The 19,329-nt window shown below is 39.9% G+C and carries 18 protein-coding genes; 15 read left to right on the top strand and 3 right to left on the bottom strand.

Annotated elements, in window-relative coordinates; translation table 11 throughout:
* Window positions 1-17: 17 nt before the first annotated feature.
* The 7 genes from ACHUFA_RS05405 to ACHUFA_RS05375 all read left to right on the top strand — a co-directional run bounded on the left by ACHUFA_RS05405 (window position 18) and on the right by ACHUFA_RS05375 (window position 6,375).
* Entirely contained in the window at window positions 18-329 is a 312-nt protein-coding gene (locus ACHUFA_RS05405; RefSeq protein WP_394405117.1) for a hypothetical protein, read from the top strand.
* A 17-nt stretch (window positions 330-346) separates the two neighbouring features.
* On the top strand, window positions 347-757 hold the full coding sequence (locus ACHUFA_RS05400) for a hypothetical protein (protein ID WP_394405116.1): 411 nt from the start codon (window positions 347-349) through the stop codon (window positions 755-757).
* Window positions 758-780: 23 nt separating this feature from the next.
* Window positions 781-1,104, top strand: a complete 324-nt coding sequence (locus ACHUFA_RS05395; RefSeq protein ID WP_155778765.1) for a hypothetical protein — start codon at window positions 781-783, stop codon at window positions 1,102-1,104.
* 2 nt (window positions 1,105-1,106) lie between these two features.
* Entirely contained in the window at window positions 1,107-4,676 is a 3,570-nt protein-coding gene (locus ACHUFA_RS05390; protein ID WP_394405115.1) for a hypothetical protein, read from the top strand.
* A 275-nt stretch (window positions 4,677-4,951) separates the two neighbouring features.
* Entirely contained in the window at window positions 4,952-5,173 is a 222-nt protein-coding gene (gene relB / locus ACHUFA_RS05385; RefSeq protein WP_024532383.1) for a type II toxin-antitoxin system RelB family antitoxin, read from the top strand.
* Between the two features lies 1 nt (window position 5,174).
* A complete protein-coding gene (locus ACHUFA_RS05380; protein WP_394405114.1) occupies window positions 5,175-5,435 on the top strand; it encodes a type II toxin-antitoxin system RelE family toxin in 261 nt (86 codons plus the stop codon).
* 304 nt (window positions 5,436-5,739) lie between these two features.
* The gene (locus ACHUFA_RS05375) at window positions 5,740-6,375 is read left to right on the top strand and encodes an HAD family hydrolase (protein ID WP_394405113.1); all 636 of its coding nucleotides are present in this window, start codon (window positions 5,740-5,742) and stop codon (window positions 6,373-6,375) included.
* 48 nt (window positions 6,376-6,423) lie between these two features.
* Here the strand turns inward: ACHUFA_RS05375 and ACHUFA_RS05370 are convergent, their stop codons facing one another.
* A complete protein-coding gene (locus ACHUFA_RS05370) occupies window positions 6,424-6,615 on the bottom strand; it encodes a hypothetical protein (protein ID WP_222347922.1) in 192 nt (63 codons plus the stop codon).
* Window positions 6,616-6,683: 68 nt separating this feature from the next.
* A complete protein-coding gene (locus tag ACHUFA_RS05365) occupies window positions 6,684-7,688 on the bottom strand; it encodes a lactonase family protein (RefSeq protein ID WP_394405112.1) in 1,005 nt (334 codons plus the stop codon).
* 131 nt (window positions 7,689-7,819) lie between these two features.
* On the opposite strand from ACHUFA_RS05365, the gene ACHUFA_RS05360 reads away from it, so the two are divergent.
* From ACHUFA_RS05360 to ACHUFA_RS05345, 4 genes are read left to right on the top strand one after another with little or no spacing between them, the layout of a single operon-like run.
* Window positions 7,820-8,989, top strand: a complete 1,170-nt coding sequence (locus ACHUFA_RS05360; RefSeq protein ID WP_222347919.1) for an AI-2E family transporter — start codon at window positions 7,820-7,822, stop codon at window positions 8,987-8,989.
* The gene (locus ACHUFA_RS05355; RefSeq protein ID WP_394405111.1) at window positions 8,979-10,214 is read left to right on the top strand and encodes a tetratricopeptide repeat protein; all 1,236 of its coding nucleotides are present in this window, start codon (window positions 8,979-8,981) and stop codon (window positions 10,212-10,214) included. Before ACHUFA_RS05360 ends, ACHUFA_RS05355 begins: the two co-directional genes overlap by 11 nt.
* Before the next feature lies 1 nt (window position 10,215).
* Window positions 10,216-10,932: an acetolactate decarboxylase gene (gene budA, locus ACHUFA_RS05350; RefSeq protein ID WP_222347915.1), complete on the top strand. Its 717-nt coding sequence runs from the start codon at window positions 10,216-10,218 to the stop codon at window positions 10,930-10,932.
* 1 nt (window position 10,933) lies between these two features.
* Window positions 10,934-11,287, top strand: a complete 354-nt coding sequence (locus ACHUFA_RS05345) for a hypothetical protein (RefSeq protein ID WP_318530383.1) — start codon at window positions 10,934-10,936, stop codon at window positions 11,285-11,287.
* Between the two features lie 60 nt (window positions 11,288-11,347).
* Here ACHUFA_RS05345 and ACHUFA_RS05340 read toward each other — a convergent pair whose 3' ends face one another.
* Complete coding sequence (locus ACHUFA_RS05340; RefSeq protein WP_394405110.1) at window positions 11,348-13,006, bottom strand: Rqc2 family fibronectin-binding protein; 1,659 nt, start codon at window positions 13,004-13,006, stop codon at window positions 11,348-11,350.
* A gap of 305 nt (window positions 13,007-13,311) precedes the next feature.
* On the opposite strand from ACHUFA_RS05340, the gene licT reads away from it, so the two are divergent.
* From licT to trpX, 4 genes are all read left to right on the top strand, one after another.
* Entirely contained in the window at window positions 13,312-14,151 is an 840-nt protein-coding gene (gene licT / locus ACHUFA_RS05335; RefSeq protein ID WP_012775252.1) for a BglG family transcription antiterminator LicT, read from the top strand.
* Between the two features lie 10 nt (window positions 14,152-14,161).
* On the top strand, window positions 14,162-16,003 hold the full coding sequence (locus ACHUFA_RS05330) for a beta-glucoside-specific PTS transporter subunit IIABC (protein ID WP_394405109.1): 1,842 nt from the start codon (window positions 14,162-14,164) through the stop codon (window positions 16,001-16,003).
* 14 nt (window positions 16,004-16,017) lie between these two features.
* Window positions 16,018-17,442 (top strand): glycoside hydrolase family 1 protein, encoded by a 1,425-nt coding sequence (locus ACHUFA_RS05325; RefSeq protein WP_024382428.1) that lies wholly within the window; start codon window positions 16,018-16,020, stop codon window positions 17,440-17,442.
* 879 nt (window positions 17,443-18,321) lie between these two features.
* Window positions 18,322-19,320 carry a tryptophan ABC transporter substrate-binding protein gene (gene trpX, locus ACHUFA_RS05320; protein WP_222347906.1) on the top strand — a complete coding sequence of 333 codons (999 nt, stop codon included), beginning with the start codon at window positions 18,322-18,324 and terminating at the stop codon, window positions 19,318-19,320.
* Window positions 19,321-19,329 lie beyond the last annotated feature (9 nt).

Genomic DNA, 19,329 nt, shown 5'->3' with positions numbered 1-19,329 from the left:
TATTAAGTAATAGAAATATGCCAGAGTTTATTATTGTTGAGGGAAACAATGACCTAGGAGAATTTTTCCAAATTGATGGCGAGCTATTTAGTGATAATGAACTTTTAGAAAACCTTAAAAAATGGTATGAGTGGGAAGTGCCGGTTATTATTGATGATGATGCTAACCGTATGTTAAGTGAGGATGAAACAGAAATACTATACTTTCCAACTCATGAGGATAAGATGGACTATATTAGGGTGGAAAAAGGTTTAGAGCCTTTGTATCATACACCGAACAAGCCCTATGTAACTATTTCTAAAAGTGAATGGTTAGAATTGTTAGATTGATGATTTGGGAGGTAGAAATGACTAAGAAGAAAATAGAGCGTATTTCTGTAATACATCGAGAGAAGATTTTATGGCTCAAGTGGTATTTCATGCGAGATAAGGAACAACCTAAGTATAGTGTCCTTGAGCGTAAAATGTTTGATGCTGATAAAAATCAAGATATGCTAGCCTATAAAAAATACGCAACTATCAAGCAGATAACCGATATTAGGGTGCAGACTAGCCCAGAGGATATGCTAGAAACAATCAAAGAAGTTTATGTGTATAATCATATCAATATCATAGGGGCAGCACAGCGGATTCTATACTTATCACAGAGCGTTGCTTACACCAAGCTCAATAAATGGTTTGAAACTTATTCTGATTTATATTTTAGCATTGTGCCTTTACCTAATATGGGGGTATATCATGAGATGGTGAGCATCTAATTTTTATAAAGGAGTAAAGCAATATGGAAGAAAAAATACGAGGAACAACATTAGATGTTGTGATAGATGGTAGGGAATTCAGTTTAGATTATTCTTTTGATAATGTTTCAAAAATATGGGAGATGATGGCTGACAAAAGCGTGTCACCGTTTATATTGCCTCATCTTGCTATGTGTATGTTAGCTCATACTGATTACTTCAAAGACTACCCACTAGATGATGTTATAGATTTACTATATAAATATTGGGTTGATGATGAAAAAGGGATGATTTTAAAAGGTTTTAATACTGTATCTGGTTTTACTATGTATCAGTTTGAACACAAAATAAAGAGAGGAGGTGAGTAGCAATGGCTGATGGTAAAGTTACCATTGCAGTTGATTTAGATGGTAAAAAAGCCCAAGGAGATATAAATAGCCTTAAAGCCTCTTTAAGTGGTCTAGGCTCAACTTTCAAATCCGTACTAGGTGCAAACTTAGTTAGCGGTGCATTGATGAGTGGTGTTAATGCTCTTGCCGGTGGTGTGAAAGGAGCATTTTCATCCGCAATAAGCGAGGGGGCAAAGCTCCAGCAATCAATTGGAGGTATCGAGACTCTTTTCAAAGGTTCTGCTGACAAGATAAAACAATATGCTAGCGAGTCATTTAGGACAGCTGGCATATCAGCTAATGAGTACATGGAGAATGTAACATCATTCTCTGCATCTCTTATCCAGTCGCTAGGTGGAGATACGGAGGCAGCTGCTGAACTTGCAAACACAGCGCTAAAAGACATGTCGGATAACGCAAATAAAATGGGGTCCGACATGGGCATGATCACGCAAACTTATCAAAGTTTAGCGCGTGGGAACTATCAGATGCTAGACAACCTAAAACTTGGTTACGGTGGTACTAAAGCAGAGCTTAACAGGCTCATAAAAGATGCGGCAAGCTACACAGATATCCAAGAAGAACTCAATATGACTGTTGAGGAGGGCAATCTATCATTTGCAAATATTGTTAAAGCTATTTCTATCGTACAGAAAAAACTTGATATCACTGGCACAACTGCGAAAGAGGCATCAGAGACATTTTCGGGGTCATTCTCATCTATGAGAGCAGCCTTTAAAGATTTCCTCGGAAACCTCACAACAGGTGCAGACATCAAGAAACCTTTAGGAAATCTTGCTAAGACAGCCTCAACATTTGTATTTAAAAACGCTGTACCTATGATAGCTAACGCTTTTAAAGCGTTACCAAAAGCTATCTCAACATTTCTAGCATCTTCTAAGCCAGAGATTGAGGCTGGGTTGAAAAAGATGTTACCAGAGGCAACTGTAAACAGTATTATGAAAACCTTTGATAATATTGGTAAATTTTTCTCTGGTTTCAAAGATACAGGAGCAATTACAGCAGTATCTAGCGCTTTTAATGCTCTAAAAGATGCTGTAAGTCATGTATTTTCTGCATTTTCTGGGCATGAGGATACATTGACAAACCTTGGAAAATCTCTTGGGGAAATTGTCAAACATCTTGCGGATGTTGCTAAAAAAGGCGCTGATTTTATTTCCTCGCTACCACCAGAAACCATCAAACAAATTGCTGGTGCTGTCGCTGGTGCAGTTTTTGCATTTAAAGGGATAAAAACAGTAAAAGGCATTATCGATGATGTCACTACCTCATTCAAATTGCTGAAATTAGCTGTACTTGGTAATCCGTTTTTGAGTTTTATGGTGGTTATTGGAGCGTTAGCAGGTTATTTGTTAACAGCTTACAACACAAATGAGAAATTCAGAGCAAAAGTAGACGAAGTATTTAAGACTGTCAAAAAGTTCCTTGATGGATTAGATCCAGAGAGGGTCAAGAGTTGGGGTTTAACAATTGGTGCTGTTGCTGGTAGCTTTGCAGTGTTTAAAATGCTGAACGGTTGGAATCCATTCAAGATGTTTAGTAAAAACGGCAAAGGTGCTTTAGATGCTGTTGGTGATGCACTTGATAAAACAAGTGGAAAATCACAGAAAGCAAAAGGCATTATTACACAGGTATTTACTGGTCTTGGCAATCTTATCAAGTCGGCTGGACAAGGAATTGCAACAGCTGCTAAAGGTATCGGAACAGGTTTATCAACAGCCTTCAAAGGTCTTGGTACTGGTATCGCTACCGCCGCCAAAGGAATCGGAACAGCTGTATCAACAATGGCTCAAGGTTTTGGCAGGGCGGCAGCAATGGCAAATCCAGCTCAATGGCTTTCTATGGGTGCTGCAATGCTCATGGTTGGCGCAGGTGTTGCTTTGGTCGCTGGAGGTATCTATATCTTGGTACAAGCAGCAATACAATTGGCATCTGCTGGTAGTGGCGCTGCACTTGCTTTGGTAGGTCTAGGTGTAGGTATTGGTTTGTTAGCTGGCTTATTTGCCTTACTAGGTCCAGCGTTAACAGCTGGAGCGGTCGGTATTATTGCCTTTGGTGCAGCTGTTGCTTTGATTGGCGCTGGAGTCTATCTTGCGACAACAGGTATAGCAAATATGATAGATGCCTTTGCTAACGCAGAGGGGGCTATTACAGCTACAGGACAGGCTATAAGCACAGCCGTACAAGGATTTGGTACAGCCATCAAAACAACATTGGATGGTGTTGCGAATGTCTTTAGAAGTGTTGGTGATGCTATCAAGTCAGCCTTTGAGGGTATCGGTGGCGTTATTGAGAGTGTCGGAAATTCCATTAAATCTGTCTTAGATGGCATTGCTGGCGTTATTGACAGTATCGGAAACGCTGCACTCAATGCAGGTAAAGGATTTAACTTACTGGCAAATGGTGTTGTCAAAATCACCAATACTAATCTTGGCGATATGGCGGCATCGCTTGGCGCTGTTGCGGTAGGTGTCGGTAAGATTGCTGGTCATTCGGCAGGACTTGCACAAGCTGGTAGTGGTATGCAGTCGCTTGGAACTGGTATGACAACCTTATCAGCATCCGCAACCATGGCTGTTGCTGGATTGACCATATTCGTTACTAAAATTAGTACCTTATCAACAACGATAGGCACTCTACCAACCATGTTGACAACGGCAGCTACTGGCTTTGTCTTGATTGGGTCTAGTGCAAGCGGAGCAACAGCACGCATTGTGGCTATTGCATCGAGTACACAGGTTGTTATCTCTGCATTTAATGCTATGCGTGGACAAGTACAATCAGCAATGCAGACCATGCTTGTAACCATTACAAGTGTTGGCAACCAGATGACAGCAAGAGGTCGCCAAATTGGACAACAGACAGTTCAAAACATCGCTCAAGGCATCAGAGGAGGCACAGGACAATCAATAGGCGCTATGCAAGCTCTTATGACCGCTGTTCACTCAACTGGTATGGCTAGTGTAGGCTCTATGCGTTACATTGGTGCAATGATTGGACAAGGATTGGCACAAGGTATGTATTCGGCTTTGGGAGCTGTTACAGCCGCTGCTAATGCCTTGGTAGAGCAAGCTGAGAGAGCAGCTAGAGCGAAGGCAAAAATTCACTCGCCATCACGACTGTTTAGAGACAGCGTAGGGCGTTTCTTGCCGATGGGTGTCGCTGTCGGTATCGAGAGAGGAACTAAGTATGTTGATAAGGCTCTAGGTGGTATGTATGAACACATTAATGCCTTTAGCTATAAAGCGGAGGATATTATTGGTGCTGGTAAAGCAAAATTGTCTAAGACAGTACAAGTTAAGTCAGACCTTGACAACATTGTCAAAGCAACTGTAAATGTTAAGGATAGCGGGCAAAAATCAGCACTTGATGAATTGTTTAAAATTGGTAATAAATTAGATAGGCTAGTTGGTAAATCAACTGATATTGTACTTGAAACCGGAGCATTAGTTGGAGGTACGGTTGATGCTTATACTAAAGCACAGACCCATAAAGCTAGGGTTTATAATAGGATGCGTGGAATACTGTAAAAACTAGCCGATATATGGTATAATTTAATTACCGTCTGCTATGTAAGGAAATAGAGTTACTTATAATTTTCTATTTCCTTTTTTATTTTGAGGTGATATAATAAACTTAAGCACAAGGAGTAGTATATAGGGATTACGCCTTGATGGAGGAGATTCCGGTTCGAATCCGGGCTATTGTGCTAGCATCTAGGAAACTAGGTGTTTTTATTATTGTGAGAATTGACAAATATCTTAAAATGTGTTACAATGTAACACATAGAAGCGAGGAAAATACCATGAGTACAGTAACTATTAGATTAAATCAAGAAGAAGAAACATTTTTCAAAAGTTATGCTCAATTAACAGGGCAAAGTCTTTCAAGTCTTTTCAAGAAAGCACTAGAGCGTGATATTGAAGATGAGTATGATTTGAAAATCTATAAACAAGCCTATGCTGAATACAAAGCAGACCCAGAGACAATTAGCCATGCTGATTTTAAGAAAGAGCTAGGCTTGTAATATGTACAGTATAGAGTATTCTAAAAAGGCTCAAAAGCAGATTAAGAAACTAGATAAGCAGATACAGCGGTTGTTATTTGCTTGGATTGATAAGCACTTAGAGGGCACAGAGAACCCACGCGCCAATGGTAAAGGTTTAACAGGAAATCATGCTAGCGAGTGGCGTTATCGTATTGGTGATTATAGGCTTATTTGTGATATTCAAGATGATAAGATGGTTATTTTAGCGCTTGAATTTGGGCATAGGCGAGATATTTATTGATAAAAAATAGCACCCGTTAAGGTGCTGTTTTCTTGCCTGCTGAACTCATCAATTTAATACCTTTTTTACTACCCCTCTAATATATCGTACTTGTTTGTACTTTACATTTTAGAATAAAAAAGGTAAAAAGTAGGTTAATAATTTAGTGTATTTTATTGAATTATTTGATACTGCGATAACCTTAAAAAATAAGGTTTAGAAAAGAAAAGCTAGGAAATTTCCTAGCTTTTTTGCTTTTATGAAGATTTATCTGTTACACTAAAGTGAGTACTTTATAGAACAATTTTGAAAAAGGAAGATTTGAATGAAAAAATGGATATTTTTTGATGTGGGTTCAACTTTAGTTGATGAAAGGGAGACTTATCGACTTTTTAGTAAAAGGTGCGTCAAGACGCTCAGTAGTGCAGGTAGGGTGGTAACATTAGATGAATTTGAAGAAAAGTTGGTCGAGTATTCCCGAAAAAATCAAGATCCAATACGGGAGACTTGGTCTTATTTTACCATTGCAGGTGTTGAACGGCCACAGTGGGACCATAGCACGGATTGTTTATACCCGGATACTAAGGCTGTTTTAGAACAGTTGCAGCGCGACTATCGGCTGGGAGTCATCGCAAATCAGAAAGAGAATTTAGCGGAACGGTTGGAAAATTGGGGGATTGCTGATTATTTCCAACTTGTACTGAGTTCTTCAGCAGTTGGCTACAGTAAGCCAGATGTGAGAATATTTTCAAGCGCCTTGGAGTTAGCAGGTGTCTTACCCCAAGAAGCAATCTATATTGGAGATCGAATTGACAATGATATGATACCGGCAAAGAAATTAGGGATGACAACTATTTGGTTACAAGCTGGTTTGGGAAAATACAATCAAGAAGATTCGCTTTACAAGGTAGATTGGGTGGTTTCCTCCTTGACTGAAGTAGTAGATGTGTTGATAAAGTAGTTGTCAATAAAAAAATAGAGACTAGGAACGACTCCTAGCCTCTGTCTATTATTTCCCAAACAAGCCTTTTACTTTATCAAGAGCATCGTTTACAAAATCGTTGCCTTTCAGTAAATCTTGTGCTTGTTCTACATAGTCACCGAGTTCATCTTTATGATCTTCGATGAATTTTTTAGCACCATCAAGGTCTTTGTTTGCAATAAGGTCTTTTACTTCATTGAAAAGTTCTGTTGGATTCATAGGGAATCTCCTTTATTATTGATAATTTCATTTAACACTAAATTGTAGAAAGTTGCAAGTAAAATGCTTTATTTTTCAAGGATACAAACCGCTTCAGGTACTTTGAAATCTTGAGGGATTTCAGTCAACAGTCCAGTTTTTGAATTTCGTTCAAACACAACAGCATTGTCAGAGTCTTGATGGACGACGATGAGGTAGCGGTCATCAGCAACTAGGTTGAAATCACGAGGGATTTGTCCCAGACTTGGCTGAATAGTGACTAGTTCAAGTGTAGCATCGCCCAATGTACGATAGATGGCAATCGAGTCATGGCCACGATTAGAAGCGTAGACGAATTTTCCGTCTTTGGAAATACGAATAGCGGCGGTATTATTAGCCCCTGTATAGTCATCAGGAAGAGTGGAAATGGTTTGTAGGCGTTCAAATTGTCCTACGCCATCATAAATGAGCACTTCGATAGTGGCATTTAGCTCACAGATCAGGTAGGCAATTTTGACTGTTGGGTGGAAGACAATATGACGCGGACCAGCACCAGCAGTAGATGTGTAGTGACCAATTTGAGTTAATTTTCCATCTTCAGATACATCGTAAGTGATGATGGAGTCTGTTCCTAGGTCGCAGGTAACTAGGTATTTGTCAGGTGTCAGGTCTGCGAAATGGGCATGGGCAGCTATTTGATTTGTGTGGGGACCAGCGCCTAGGTGTTGTACAGTATCAGCCAAGCTGAGTGATCCGTCTTCTTCAATTTTGTAAGAAAGAATTTGTCCTTTGTGGTAGTTGGCGCCATAAACCAAATTGCGTTCGTCATCCACCGCCACATAGCAGAGGGGAGCTCCTTCAGCAACTACGTGGTTGAGAGGCTGGAAATCAGCCGTAAAAGCTGCGATGCCTCCTAAGCTGTTTTCAGCTCCCACAGAGTAAAGGTTTCCTGCTTTTGAAAATGCAAGATAGGTTGGATTTTCTTCTGTTGCAAGTAGTTTTAAGTTACTTAATTTTCCAGTTTTTTCATCGAAATCTGCAGATTGAATTCCTGCTGAAAGGCGTCGTGTGTAGCTACCAAAATACAAGGTCATAAGATTTTCCTCACTGTAATTTTTTATGATTATATCATAAATTTATTAGAAAGTCGCTCGAATGCTGGGCTTTTCTGATAAAATAGACAGTGAAAATGGTACAATAGAAGAAATGAATTGTGGAGGATAACATGAAAGAGAAACGGCAAAGATTTGTGGATTCTTGGTTTTTTCAATGGTTTGTCAATAATCAGATTGTGACTTTTTTCTTGGTAACGATTTTGGTGTTATTGACGATTTGGATGTTTACCAAGGTGAGTTTTGTTCTGCACCCCATTGCGGATTTTTTGAGTATCATTCTGTTACCAATGATTTTAACAGGTCTTCTTTTTTACTTGTTGAATCCTATTGTGGATTGGTTGGAAAAATATAAGATTTCGAGAACGGTCGCTATTTCTATTCTTTTTATTTTGATTGTTCTCTTGTTGGTCTGGGGAATTGGAGTAGCTGTGCCAAATATCCAAGAACAGGTTGTTTCTTTTGCGCAAAATGTTCCCAATTACATCAAGACGATTGAGTCACAGGTCAACTCTCTTTTGAAAGATCAGCGATTTGAAGCTCTGCGTCCAACGGTGACGCAGGTTATGGATAATTTGAATACGCAGATTATTTCCTATGCTCAGAAGTTTTCGTCGAGCGCAGTTAACTGGGCCGGTAATTTGATTTCTACAGCTTCGCATATTATTGTCGCTATTTTGATTATGCCCTTCATCCTTTTTTATCTCTTGCGGGATGGTAAGCAGCTGAATGATCAGATTACCAAGTTTTTACCGATTAAATGGCGCATTTCGGTTGGGACGGTCTTGACGGATGTCAATAATCAGTTGTCCAATTATGTACGTGGTCAGGTGACGGTGGCTGCGATTGTGGCGCTCATGTTTTCAATTTTATTTTCGATTATCGGTCTGAAGTATCCCATTACTTTAGGGGTGATGGCTGGTTTTCTGAACTTGATTCCTTACTTGGGTTCCTTTTTAGCCATGATTCCAGCAGTGATTTTAGGAGTGATTGCAGGACCCTTTATGTTGGTCAAGGTCTTGATTGTTTTTATGGTAGAGCAGACCATTGAAGGGCGTTTTGTGACACCACTTGTGATTGGTTCTTCCCTTAGTATTCATCCGATTACCATTTTGTTTGTCCTCTTGACCGCGGGGCAAATGTACGGAGTTTTAGGTGTTCTTTTGGGGATTCCGATTTATGCCTCTATCAAGGTAGTCGTAACAGCTATTTTTGAATGGTACAAGGAGTATAGCGGTTTATATGCTGAAGAGAAAGTTGTTGAAGTAGAAAATGAAAAATAGTGAAAAAATGCTGGTATCACTAGGCCAGCAAGACTTAGCGCGTGCCAATAAATATTTCAAACGAGCCTTGGAACAGGATGATTCGGACACCTTGCTTGATTTGGCAGCTTATTTGGAATCCATTGGATTTTTTCCACAGGCAAAGGAAATTTATCTACGTTTATGCGAGGAATTTCCAGAGGTGAATTTGAATTTGGCCCAAATTGCCAACGAAGACGGCGATGTTGAAGAGGCTTTTGAATACTTGGAAGCCATCCGTCCAGACAGTCCATTTTACTTAGAAGCTTTGGTGGTTAAAGCGGATCTTTATCAGTCAGAAGGTTTGGTGGATGTTGCTCGTGAGAAATTACTGGAAGCGGCTGATTTGTCAGATGAACCAATTATTCTATTTGGCTTAGCTGAGTTGGAAATGGAGCTAGGGGATTTCAAGGAAGCTGTTGCCCATTATGCTCAATTGGACAATCGCGAAATCTATGAAATGACAGGTATTTCGACTTATCAACGAATTGGAATTGCCTATGCAAGTCTAGGAAAATTTGAAGCCGCTATTGAATTCTTGGAAAAAGCTGTCGAGCTAGAGTATGATGACCAGACTGTGTTTGAGTTGGCAACCATTTTATACGACCAAGAAGAGTACCAAAAGGCTAATCTTTATTACAAGCAGCTAGATACCATTAATCCAGACTTTGAGGGCTACGAGTATGCCTACGCCCAGTCTCTTCATGCGGAGCACAAGATTGAAGAAGCCTTAGAAATGGTTCAAAAAGGGCTAGATAAAAATGATTTTGATGCTGTCCTCTTGCTCTTGGCATCTCAGTATGCTTATGAATTGCATGATAATCGAGCGGCTGAGGAATATCTATTGAAGGCGCAAGAAGTGGCGGATGACCAAAATGAAGTGACTCTGCGCTTGAGCAATCTCTATCTGGAGCAAGAACGATTCCAAGAAGTTGTTAATTTGAACCATGAGGATTTGGACAATGTGCTGGCGTGTTGGAACATTGCTAAAGCCTACCAAGCCTTGGAGGAAGATGAAACAGCCTTAGATATATACGACCAATTACGAGAAGATTTGGCAGATAATCCAGAATTTTTGGCAGACTATATCAGCCTGTTACGCTTAGAAGGCGATTTACAGTTGGCGAAAGACTTGGCTCACCGCTATTTGCATTTGGTACCAGATGATGTCGCTATGCAGGAATTTTACAATGAGGTAATGGACTAGCATGGAAACACAAAAATTATTTCAGTACAATACCTTGGGTGCCCTCATGGCGGGACTTTATGGTGGTTCCTTGACGGTTGGAGAATTGTTAGAACATGGTGATCTGGGGCTAGGAACACTGGATTCTATTGACGGAGAGTTGATTGTTTTAGATGGTAAGGCTTATCAGGCTACAGGGATGGCAGATAAGCCCCAAGTAGTGGAAGTCAGTGCAGATACCAAGGTTCCCTATGCAGCAGTTATTTTTCATCAGCCTGAAGTTATTTTTAAGCAACGTTTTGAAATGACGGATCAGGAGTTACACCAACGAATTGAGTCTTATTATGACGGAGAAAATCTCTTCCGTTCCATTAAAATTCAAGGGGAATTTAAGCACATGCATGTTCGTATGATTCCCAAGTCCAGTTCAGACAAGAAGTTTGTGGAAGTGGCTACGCATCAACCCGAATTTCATGCGGAAAATATCTCAGGGACCATTGTGGGGATTTGGACGCCAGAAATCTTTCATGGAGTCAGTGTAGCTGGATACCATTTGCATTTTATTTCGGATGACCATAGTTTTGGTGGTCATGTTATGGACTATATCATTGACCATGGTCGTGTGGAAATTGGTGCCGTTGACCAGTTAGACCAACGCTTCCCAGTTCAGGATCGCGAATACCTTTTTGCCAAATTCAATGCCAAAGAAATCTGTGAGGATATTGAAAAGGCTGAGTGAGATGGAAATAGAGATTTTGTCCTTGCAACCGAGTCAATTTTACCTATCTAAAGATAAACTAAGAGCGGTTGGAGAATGGATTGCGGACCAGCAACTAGCCCCTTTATCTGTAAAGGAAATGAATGGAAGAATCTTTCTGACAGACGGTCATAGTCGGGCTTATATGGCTTACAAATCAGGAATTTCAGTTTATTGGGATGAAGACGACTTGGATTGGGATTTCTACTGGAAATGTGTCCAAGCCTGCCAAGACCGTGGAGTCTATAGCATTGCTGATTTGGAAAATCGGAAATTATCTTCTGTGGAATACCAAGAAAAGTGGTTGGGTTGGTGTCAGCAACTTGCAGCAAAATAAAGAAAAAACTCCTAGGAGGACGGTTTTGTCCAAATCTAGGAGTTTTTAGCTTTGCATGCATTACATTTTCATGGATTTTATTTTTTCTTCAGTTGGGGTAACGCGGAGGGTTTTCTGGCCTCGGTAAGTAACAAAACCTGGTTTGCCACCGCTTGGTTTATTCAGCTTTTTGGCTTCAATCATATCGACCTGGACTAGATTGGATAGGCGTGCCTTGGAGAAGTAGGCGGCTAGTTCGGCTGCGTCGGTCTTGACTTCATCGCTGGGGTCAAGGTTTTCAGTGATGATGACATGACTTCCTGGAATATCCTTGGCATGGAACCAAAGCTCGCCTTTCTTGGCTATTTTGAAGGAAAGTTCATCATTTTGTAGATTATTCTTCCCAACTAGGATAATGGTCTTGCCATCACTAGCCAAATAACGTTCAGGCTTTTGACGTTTGGCGATTTTTTCACGATGACGGCGTTTGAGATACCCTGTTTCAATCAACTCTTCGCGAATCTCATCGATTTCAGATAGATTTGCCTGTCCCAGCATGGTGTCAACGGACTCCAGATAGACAATGGTTGCCTTGGTCTCCTCAATCAAGTTGGTCAGGTGCTTGACCGCCTCCTTGAGTTTCTGGTATTTTTTGAAATAACGTTGGGCATTCTGGCTAGGAGTAAGAGCCACGTCCAACTCAATCTCCAGTTCCTGGCCCGTATAGTAGTTGTCTAAGGTCACACTAGCCTGGTCATTTGGCACTTGATGCAGATAGGTGGTCAAGAGCTCGCCCTTTTGCCGCACCAACTCCGCCGTCTCCGTATCCGCCAATTCCTGCTCCTGCTTGACCAGTTTCTTGCGATTTTTCTCCAACTCACTGGCTACCCGCTTGATCAGCTCATTGGCCTGCTGGGCCACCCGATCCCGCTCCGCCTTGTCCTGATAGTAGAAGTCCAGCAGACTGCTCAGGCTCTCAAAGTGTGGCTGGTTTTCAGGGCTATTGGCAAATGGCAGAGCAGCATAGGATTTGTCTGTCAGGCTAGGCTGAGTTGCCTGGTCAAAAAAGGCACGGAAGTTCTTCAGGCGGTCTGTCTGCAAATGATTGGCCAGTTCAGAAGCCGTATCCCGACCCAAACCTTGAAAGACCTGTTGGAGATTTTTTGGACTCAGTTCCTGAGTCGATAAGATTTCAAACAATTTCTCGTCAGACACCGTATAAGGATTGAGAGAATGCGTCTCCGGTGGACGAATATAGGTGGAGCCTGGCAAGATGGTTCGGTAGGAGTTTTGCGAGAAACCAACGTGCTTGATAGCCTCGATAATCCGCTGTTCAGACTTATCCACCAAGATGATATTGCTGTGCTTGCCCATGATTTCCACAATCAAGGTTGCTTGGATATGGTCTCCAATCTCGTCCTTGTTGGATACCGAAAACTCTAAGATGCGGTCATTGTCCAACTGACGAATTTCCTCGATAATGGCTCCCTGCAAGTATTTCCGTAGAATCATGGTAAAGGTATTAGGTACCTTAGGATTTGTAAATTCTGTTTGAGTAAGCTGGACACGGCCAAAAACGGAATGTGCAGACAAGAGCAATTTATGGCTCTGACGGTTGCTACGGATATTGAGGACAATCTCCTGTTCAAAGGGCTGGTTGATTTTCTGAATCCGCCCACCTTCTAAATTGGCCCTTAACTCAGCCGTCATGTGATGTAAAAAAAATCCGTCAAAAGACATGGTTTTCCTCTTTCTAATAGCTATAACTCAGTCTAGTATATCATAAATCAGTGACTTTTTAACGAAGGGGACTAAAAGAAGTATTCTTATATTTTTATAAATTATTGACAAATTCTTTAATTTATATTAAAATTGAAAATGGTTACAGAGTTATTAAATTTTTTAAGCTAGAAGTACCAACTAATAATTGAAATAAAAGGATGTTATCGCTTTAAGGCGAGCAGGAACCTATTTAAATGAATCGATACGATATATGTCGATTTCTTTTAAGTAGGTTCTTTTATTTTAAGTTTAAAGGAAAATTTATGATCATAAAGCGTGTATTAAATCATAATGCAGTCATAGCACAAAATAATAAGAACGTTGATATCTTGTTGTTTGGTAAAGGAATTGCATTTGGAAAGAAGGTCGGAGATGCGATCCCACCTTCTTCGATAGAAAAAAGTTTTTTGCTCAAGAATAGCGATAATATGAATCGCTTTACGGAACTATTTATCGATGTTCCTATTGAGTTGGTTTATGTTTGTGAGAAAATAATAAATTTAGGAAAGATAACACTTGGAAATCATTTTGATGAGATTATTTACATCAATTTGACAGATCATATCAATTCTAGTATAGAAAGACATAAGGAAGGAGTAGTCGTTACGAACCCTCTTAGATGGGAAATTGCCAAATATTATAAAGAGGAGTTTGAACTGGGGAAAAAAGCATTATCCATCATAAAAAAAGATTTACATGTCGAACTCCCAGTTGATGAAGCAGCCTTCATCGCTTTGCATTTTGTCAATGCGAATTTGGAAAATATTTTTCAAGAATCTTATCGTATTACTGGAATTATCATGAAGATTGAACAAATTATTCAAGACTATTATTCTACAGAATTCAATCAAGATTCTATTGATTACTACCGATTCATCACACATGTTAAATTGTTTGCTCATCGTTTGGTAGAGGGGAATGAATACCATGATGAAGATGATGTGGATCTTTTAGAGTTAATGAAAAAGAAGTATCCAAGAGAGTACCAATGTGGAACTCGAGTAGCGGACTTTATTCGGTTAGAATATGATTATCTACTGAGTCCAAGTGAATTAGTCTATTTAATTGCTCACATTCGGCGTTTAACAAAAAATTTATCATAAGGAGTCTATTATGAAGTACAAGAATACTGCATTGGCAATCCTAGAGGCAATCGGAGGAGAAAAGAATGTTCTTCGTGCAACCCATTGCGTTACTAGATTGCGACTGGAATTGAAAGATGAGAATATCGTGTCCGATGAACGTGTTAAATCCATTTCTGGAGTACTCGGTATTATGAAGAAAAATGGACAGTATCAAATTATCTTAGGTAATGATGTAGCTAATTACTATAAAGAATTTACTGCATTAGGAAAATTTGATTCTGATTCAGTTCAACAGGTTAAAAAAGCAAATGTCTTAGAACAAGTCATCGAGTATATCGCTGGCTCTATGACACCACTTATTCCAGCTATGCTTGGTGGAGGTATGATAAAAGTTCTAGTCATTGTCTTACCGATGCTGGGGCTTTTAAAAGCGGATTCCCAATCTATTTCATTTTTAGCCTTTTTTGGAGATGCACCATATTACTTTATGCCGATTTTTTTGGCCTACTCAGCTTCACAAAAACTCAAAGTTACACCTGCTTTAGCCATGTCGGTTGCTGGTATTTTGCTACATCCTAATTTTGTTCAAATGGTATCTTCAGGTGATCCACTTCATTTTTTAGGTGCCCCTGTTACACCTGCTAGCTATGGTTCATCAGTTATTCCAATTCTTATTATGGTTTGGCTAATGAAGTATATTGAAGCTGTTTTCAATAAGGTCACTCCAGCAATAACAAAAAGTTTCTTACAGCCAACCTTGGTCCTGCTTGTTTCAGGTTTCATAGCTTTAGTTCTTGTTGGACCTCTCGGCGTTATTGTTGGTGAAGGATTATCGCAATTGGTTGAACAAATGCATGGTGTAGCTGGTTGGTTAACTTTAGCAGTTCTTGGAGCAATCATGCCATTTATCGTTATGACCGGTATGCACTGGGCTTTTGCACCGATTTTCTTGGCAGCTTCAATCGCGACACCTGATGTACTGATTCTACCAGCAATGTTAGGTTCTAACTTGGCACAAGGTGCCGCTTCTATGGCAGTTGCATTTAAGAGTAAAAATAGTAACACGAAACAAATAGCCTTTGCAGCTGGATTTTCATCTTTATTTGCTGGTGTCACTGAGCCTGCTTTATATGGTGTTACTCTAAAGTATAAAAAACCATTGTATGCAGCAATGATTGGTGGTGGTCTAGCAGGATTATTTGTTGGTTTGACAGGTGTAAAAGCATACCTTTTTGCAGTACCTTCTCTCATTGCTTTGCCACAATTTATTTACTCTGAAGCAGCTTCAAACATTACTAACGCTATGATTGCTGCGGCAATTTCAATTATTGTCACATTTATTTTGGCCTATTTCCTAGGTATCGATGAAGAAACGTCAACAGTTAATTTAGAAAAAGTAGCACCTGGCATTTCAAGTAGAAAAAATGTCTTCTCTCCTCTTTCAGGTCAAATTCTCCCTTTAGAAAAAGTAAATGATGCAACGTTTTCAAAAAAAATGCTTGGAGAAGGAGTTGCAATTATCCCTAAGGATGGAAAAGTCTATGCTCCATTTGACGGGGCTGTTACCAGTCTTTTTCCAACAAAACATGCAATCGGTTTAACAAGTGATGAAGGGGTAGAGTTGCTTATCCACTTTGGATTAGAAACAGTCGAGCTAAAAGGAAGAGGTTTTGTAAGTCATGTTTCAGATGGGGAAAAAGTTGAAAAGGGTCAACTGATGTTGGAAGTGGATGTAGAAATGCTTGTCGCAGAAGGGTACGATATAGTGACTCCTGTAGTTGTTACAAATACACAGGAATATTTGGATGTTCTCTTGCTTTCGACAAAAGAGGAAGTCAACTATGCTAATGATTTATTAGCAGTCTTATAATTCGAGGAGGGTATATGTCAATTTTTCCAGACAATTTCTTATGGGGAGGAGCAGTAGCTGCAAACCAAGTAGAAGGTGCATATAATGAAGGAGGAAAAGGATTATCCGTTCAAGATGTTCTCCCCAATGGTGGACTGGGTGAAGCTACCCAAGAACCAACGGAAGATAATTTGAAATTACAAGCTATTGATTTTTACCATCGATACAAGGAAGATATAGCCCTGTTTTCAGAGTTGGGATTTAAGGTATTTAGAACATCAATTGCTTGGAGTAGAATATTTCCGAATGGAGATGAAGAATTTCCAAATGAAGAAGGGCTACAGTTTTATGATGAACTTTTTGATGAACTTCTAAAGAATGGTATAGAGCCTCTTGTAACTCTCTCTCACTATGAAACTCCCCTGTATCTGGCAAGGAAATATCATGGCTGGGTGGATAGAAAAATGATTCAATTTTTTGAAAAATTTGCTCGTACAGTTTTTGAGCGATACAAAGATAAGGTTAAGTACTGGTTGACATTTAACGAGGTCAATTCTGTCTTAGAACTGCCTTTTACAAGTGGTGGAATTGACTTGCCGAATGAAGAACTTTCAAAACAAGATTTATATCAGGCCATTCACCATGAACTTGTAGCTTCTAGTCTTGTTACCAAAATTGCTCATGAAATTATTCCTGACTGTAAGGTTGGCTGTATGGTCTTAGCTATGCCGACCTATCCAATGACACCCAATCCTGAAGATGTTTGGGCGGCTCATGCCTATGAAAATTTGAACTATTTATTTTCGGATATACATGTTAGAGGATATTATCCTAATTATGCCAAAAGATACTTTAAAGAAAATGGCATAAAGATTACTTTCGTGGAAGGTGATGAAGAGTTATTAAAAAATAATACGGTTGATTTTCTCTCCTTCAGTTATTATATGAGTATTACTCAGGCAGCAGATCCATCAAAATATTCATCTGGAAAAGGAAATATCTTGGGTGGTTTGGTCAATCCTTATTTAGAAGCTTCTGATTGGGGTTGGCAGATTGATCCAATTGGTTTAAGATTGACACTAAATCGTTATTATGATCGATACCAGATTCCTTTATTCATTGTTGAAAATGGTTTGGGAGCTAAAGATCAGCTAGTGAAGGATGAGGCTGGTGGTTTGACTGTTCATGACGATTATCGAATTCAATACATGCAAGAACACCTTTTACAAGTTGCGGAGGCGATACAGGATGGCGTAGAAGTCATGGGTTATACTTCTTGGGGCTGTATTGATTGTGTATCTATGTCTACCGCACAATTATCTAAAAGATATGGACTAATTTATGTTGATAGAAATGATGATGGAAGCGGCAGTCTAACTAGATATAGAAAGAAATCATTTTACTGGTATAAAGAAGTTATTCAATCCAATGGCAGTATCCTGGGCAATAGCTTAAAATAGACTCTTAAGGTATTAGAAAGTTTTCAGAAAATTTAATCAAAAGTATTGACAAAGACTGATGGATGACGTATAATCGTCTGTAATCAGAAGAAGTAGTAAAGCAGAAGTCTTCAGGGAGCCTGTGGTACTGAGAACGGGTGGCGGAGTTTTATGAAATGGGCTGATGTGCATTTATGTCTATTTTATGACGTCGTTAGTCGGTCTTGCCGTACCACCAGTACTGCCTTCACCCGACTGCCTAGTCCTAAAATGCCCTAAATTCACAAGGATTGTTTGGCATAACATACTTTGCGTAGACTGTTTTGGCTGAGTACGAGGCAGGTCGACGTAGCTTATACTGGCGGTATAGCAAGGAGAGTTAACGAAGTCACTAGCCAAATCAATCACGCAAATGAACTTAAAACAATGATAGTTCGGTCGGCACACCTTACCGTGCAACTCCTTGTTAGAGGAGATGAGATATGGGAGGATTCTAGACAATTCCCATAAGTGAGGTGGCACCGTGTCATTGACGCCCTCGCATACTATTTGGTATGCGGGGGCTTTTTCTATAGCTCTTAGTGAGGAAAGTCAGTATGACGTATCTGAACTTAGAGATATTGACGCAGTTTTCCTTTGGAAAACTACGTTCCTTAGTGTAAAATCCTTTATGAGATGACTTAACGAAGTCACTAGCCAGTTCGCAGGATAGCGACTGGCGTGCAATTTCATCCAGTTTACTTGATAGAAATTGCTGTTGCTTCCTAGTCTCATTTTGGATTGAAAGTAGTCATTAGTTAAAAGGGGAAAATCATGAACAAACGATGGCGTAGCTTAGGAAAAATTAGATGGACATTGGAAGAATATAAGACATAATAGATTGATTTTAGGAGTAAAGAGATGAAAAATAAAGCCTTGATTGCAACATTGATTAGTTTGGTTGTTCTGGTGGCGGGTGCCCTGTATTTTGATGGTAAAAAGTCTACAGAGACAGCTGAAAATAAGATTGTTAAGATTGGGATTTTACAGTTTGTAACCCATGATGCCTTGGATGAGATTGAAAAAGGGATTGAAGATGGCTTGTCGGATGCTGGTTACGATGGGAACAATGTGGAGCTGACTGTTCTCAATGCAGAAGGTGACCAAAGTAAGATTCAGACTATGAGTAAAAAATTGGTCAGCGATCAAAATGATGTGGTGATCGGTATTGCAACTCCAGCCGCTCAAGGATTGGCAGCAGCAACTTCAGACATTCCGGTTGTGATGGGTGCCATTTCAGACCCAGTTGGTGCCAAATTGGTTAAAAATTTGGATAAACCAGAAGCCAATATCACAGGTGTTTCCAACCAAGTTCCCCTCAAACAAACGGTGGAATTGATCCAACAAGTGACACCAAGTGTTAAGAAAATCGGTGTTCTTTACTCAAGTAGTGAAGATAACTCCGTTTCACAAGTGAAAACCTTCAAGGAATACGCTGAGGCGGCAGGCCTGACAGTGGAAGAATTTGCAGTTCCATCAACCAATGAAATCAAGACAACTGTTGGGATTATGACTGGAAAAGTTGACGCGATCTTCGTACCGCAGGACAATATCATTGCTAGCGCATTTCCAACAGTTATCTCAGCAGCAACTCCAGCTAAAGTTCCAGTCTATTCAAGCGTAGATACCATGGTCAAACAAGGGTCAATTGCTTCCGTTGCTCAAAGCCAATATGGCTTGGGAACAGAGACCGCAAAAATTGCTGTTAAAATCTTGGCTGGTAAAAAAGTAGCAGATGTCCCTGTAAATGTGGTAGACACTGGTACACCAACCTTGAATTTGCAAGCAGCAAAAGACTTAGGAATTGTAATTCCATCAGATTTGCTGAATACAGCCGACATTGCTGTTGAAGCAAAATAATGTTAGAAA

The organism is Streptococcus hepaticus (genome assembly GCF_043656315.1).
Lineage (GTDB): Bacteria > Bacillota > Bacilli > Lactobacillales > Streptococcaceae > Streptococcus > Streptococcus hepaticus.
This window is presented reverse-complemented; position numbering and strand designations above follow the sequence as displayed.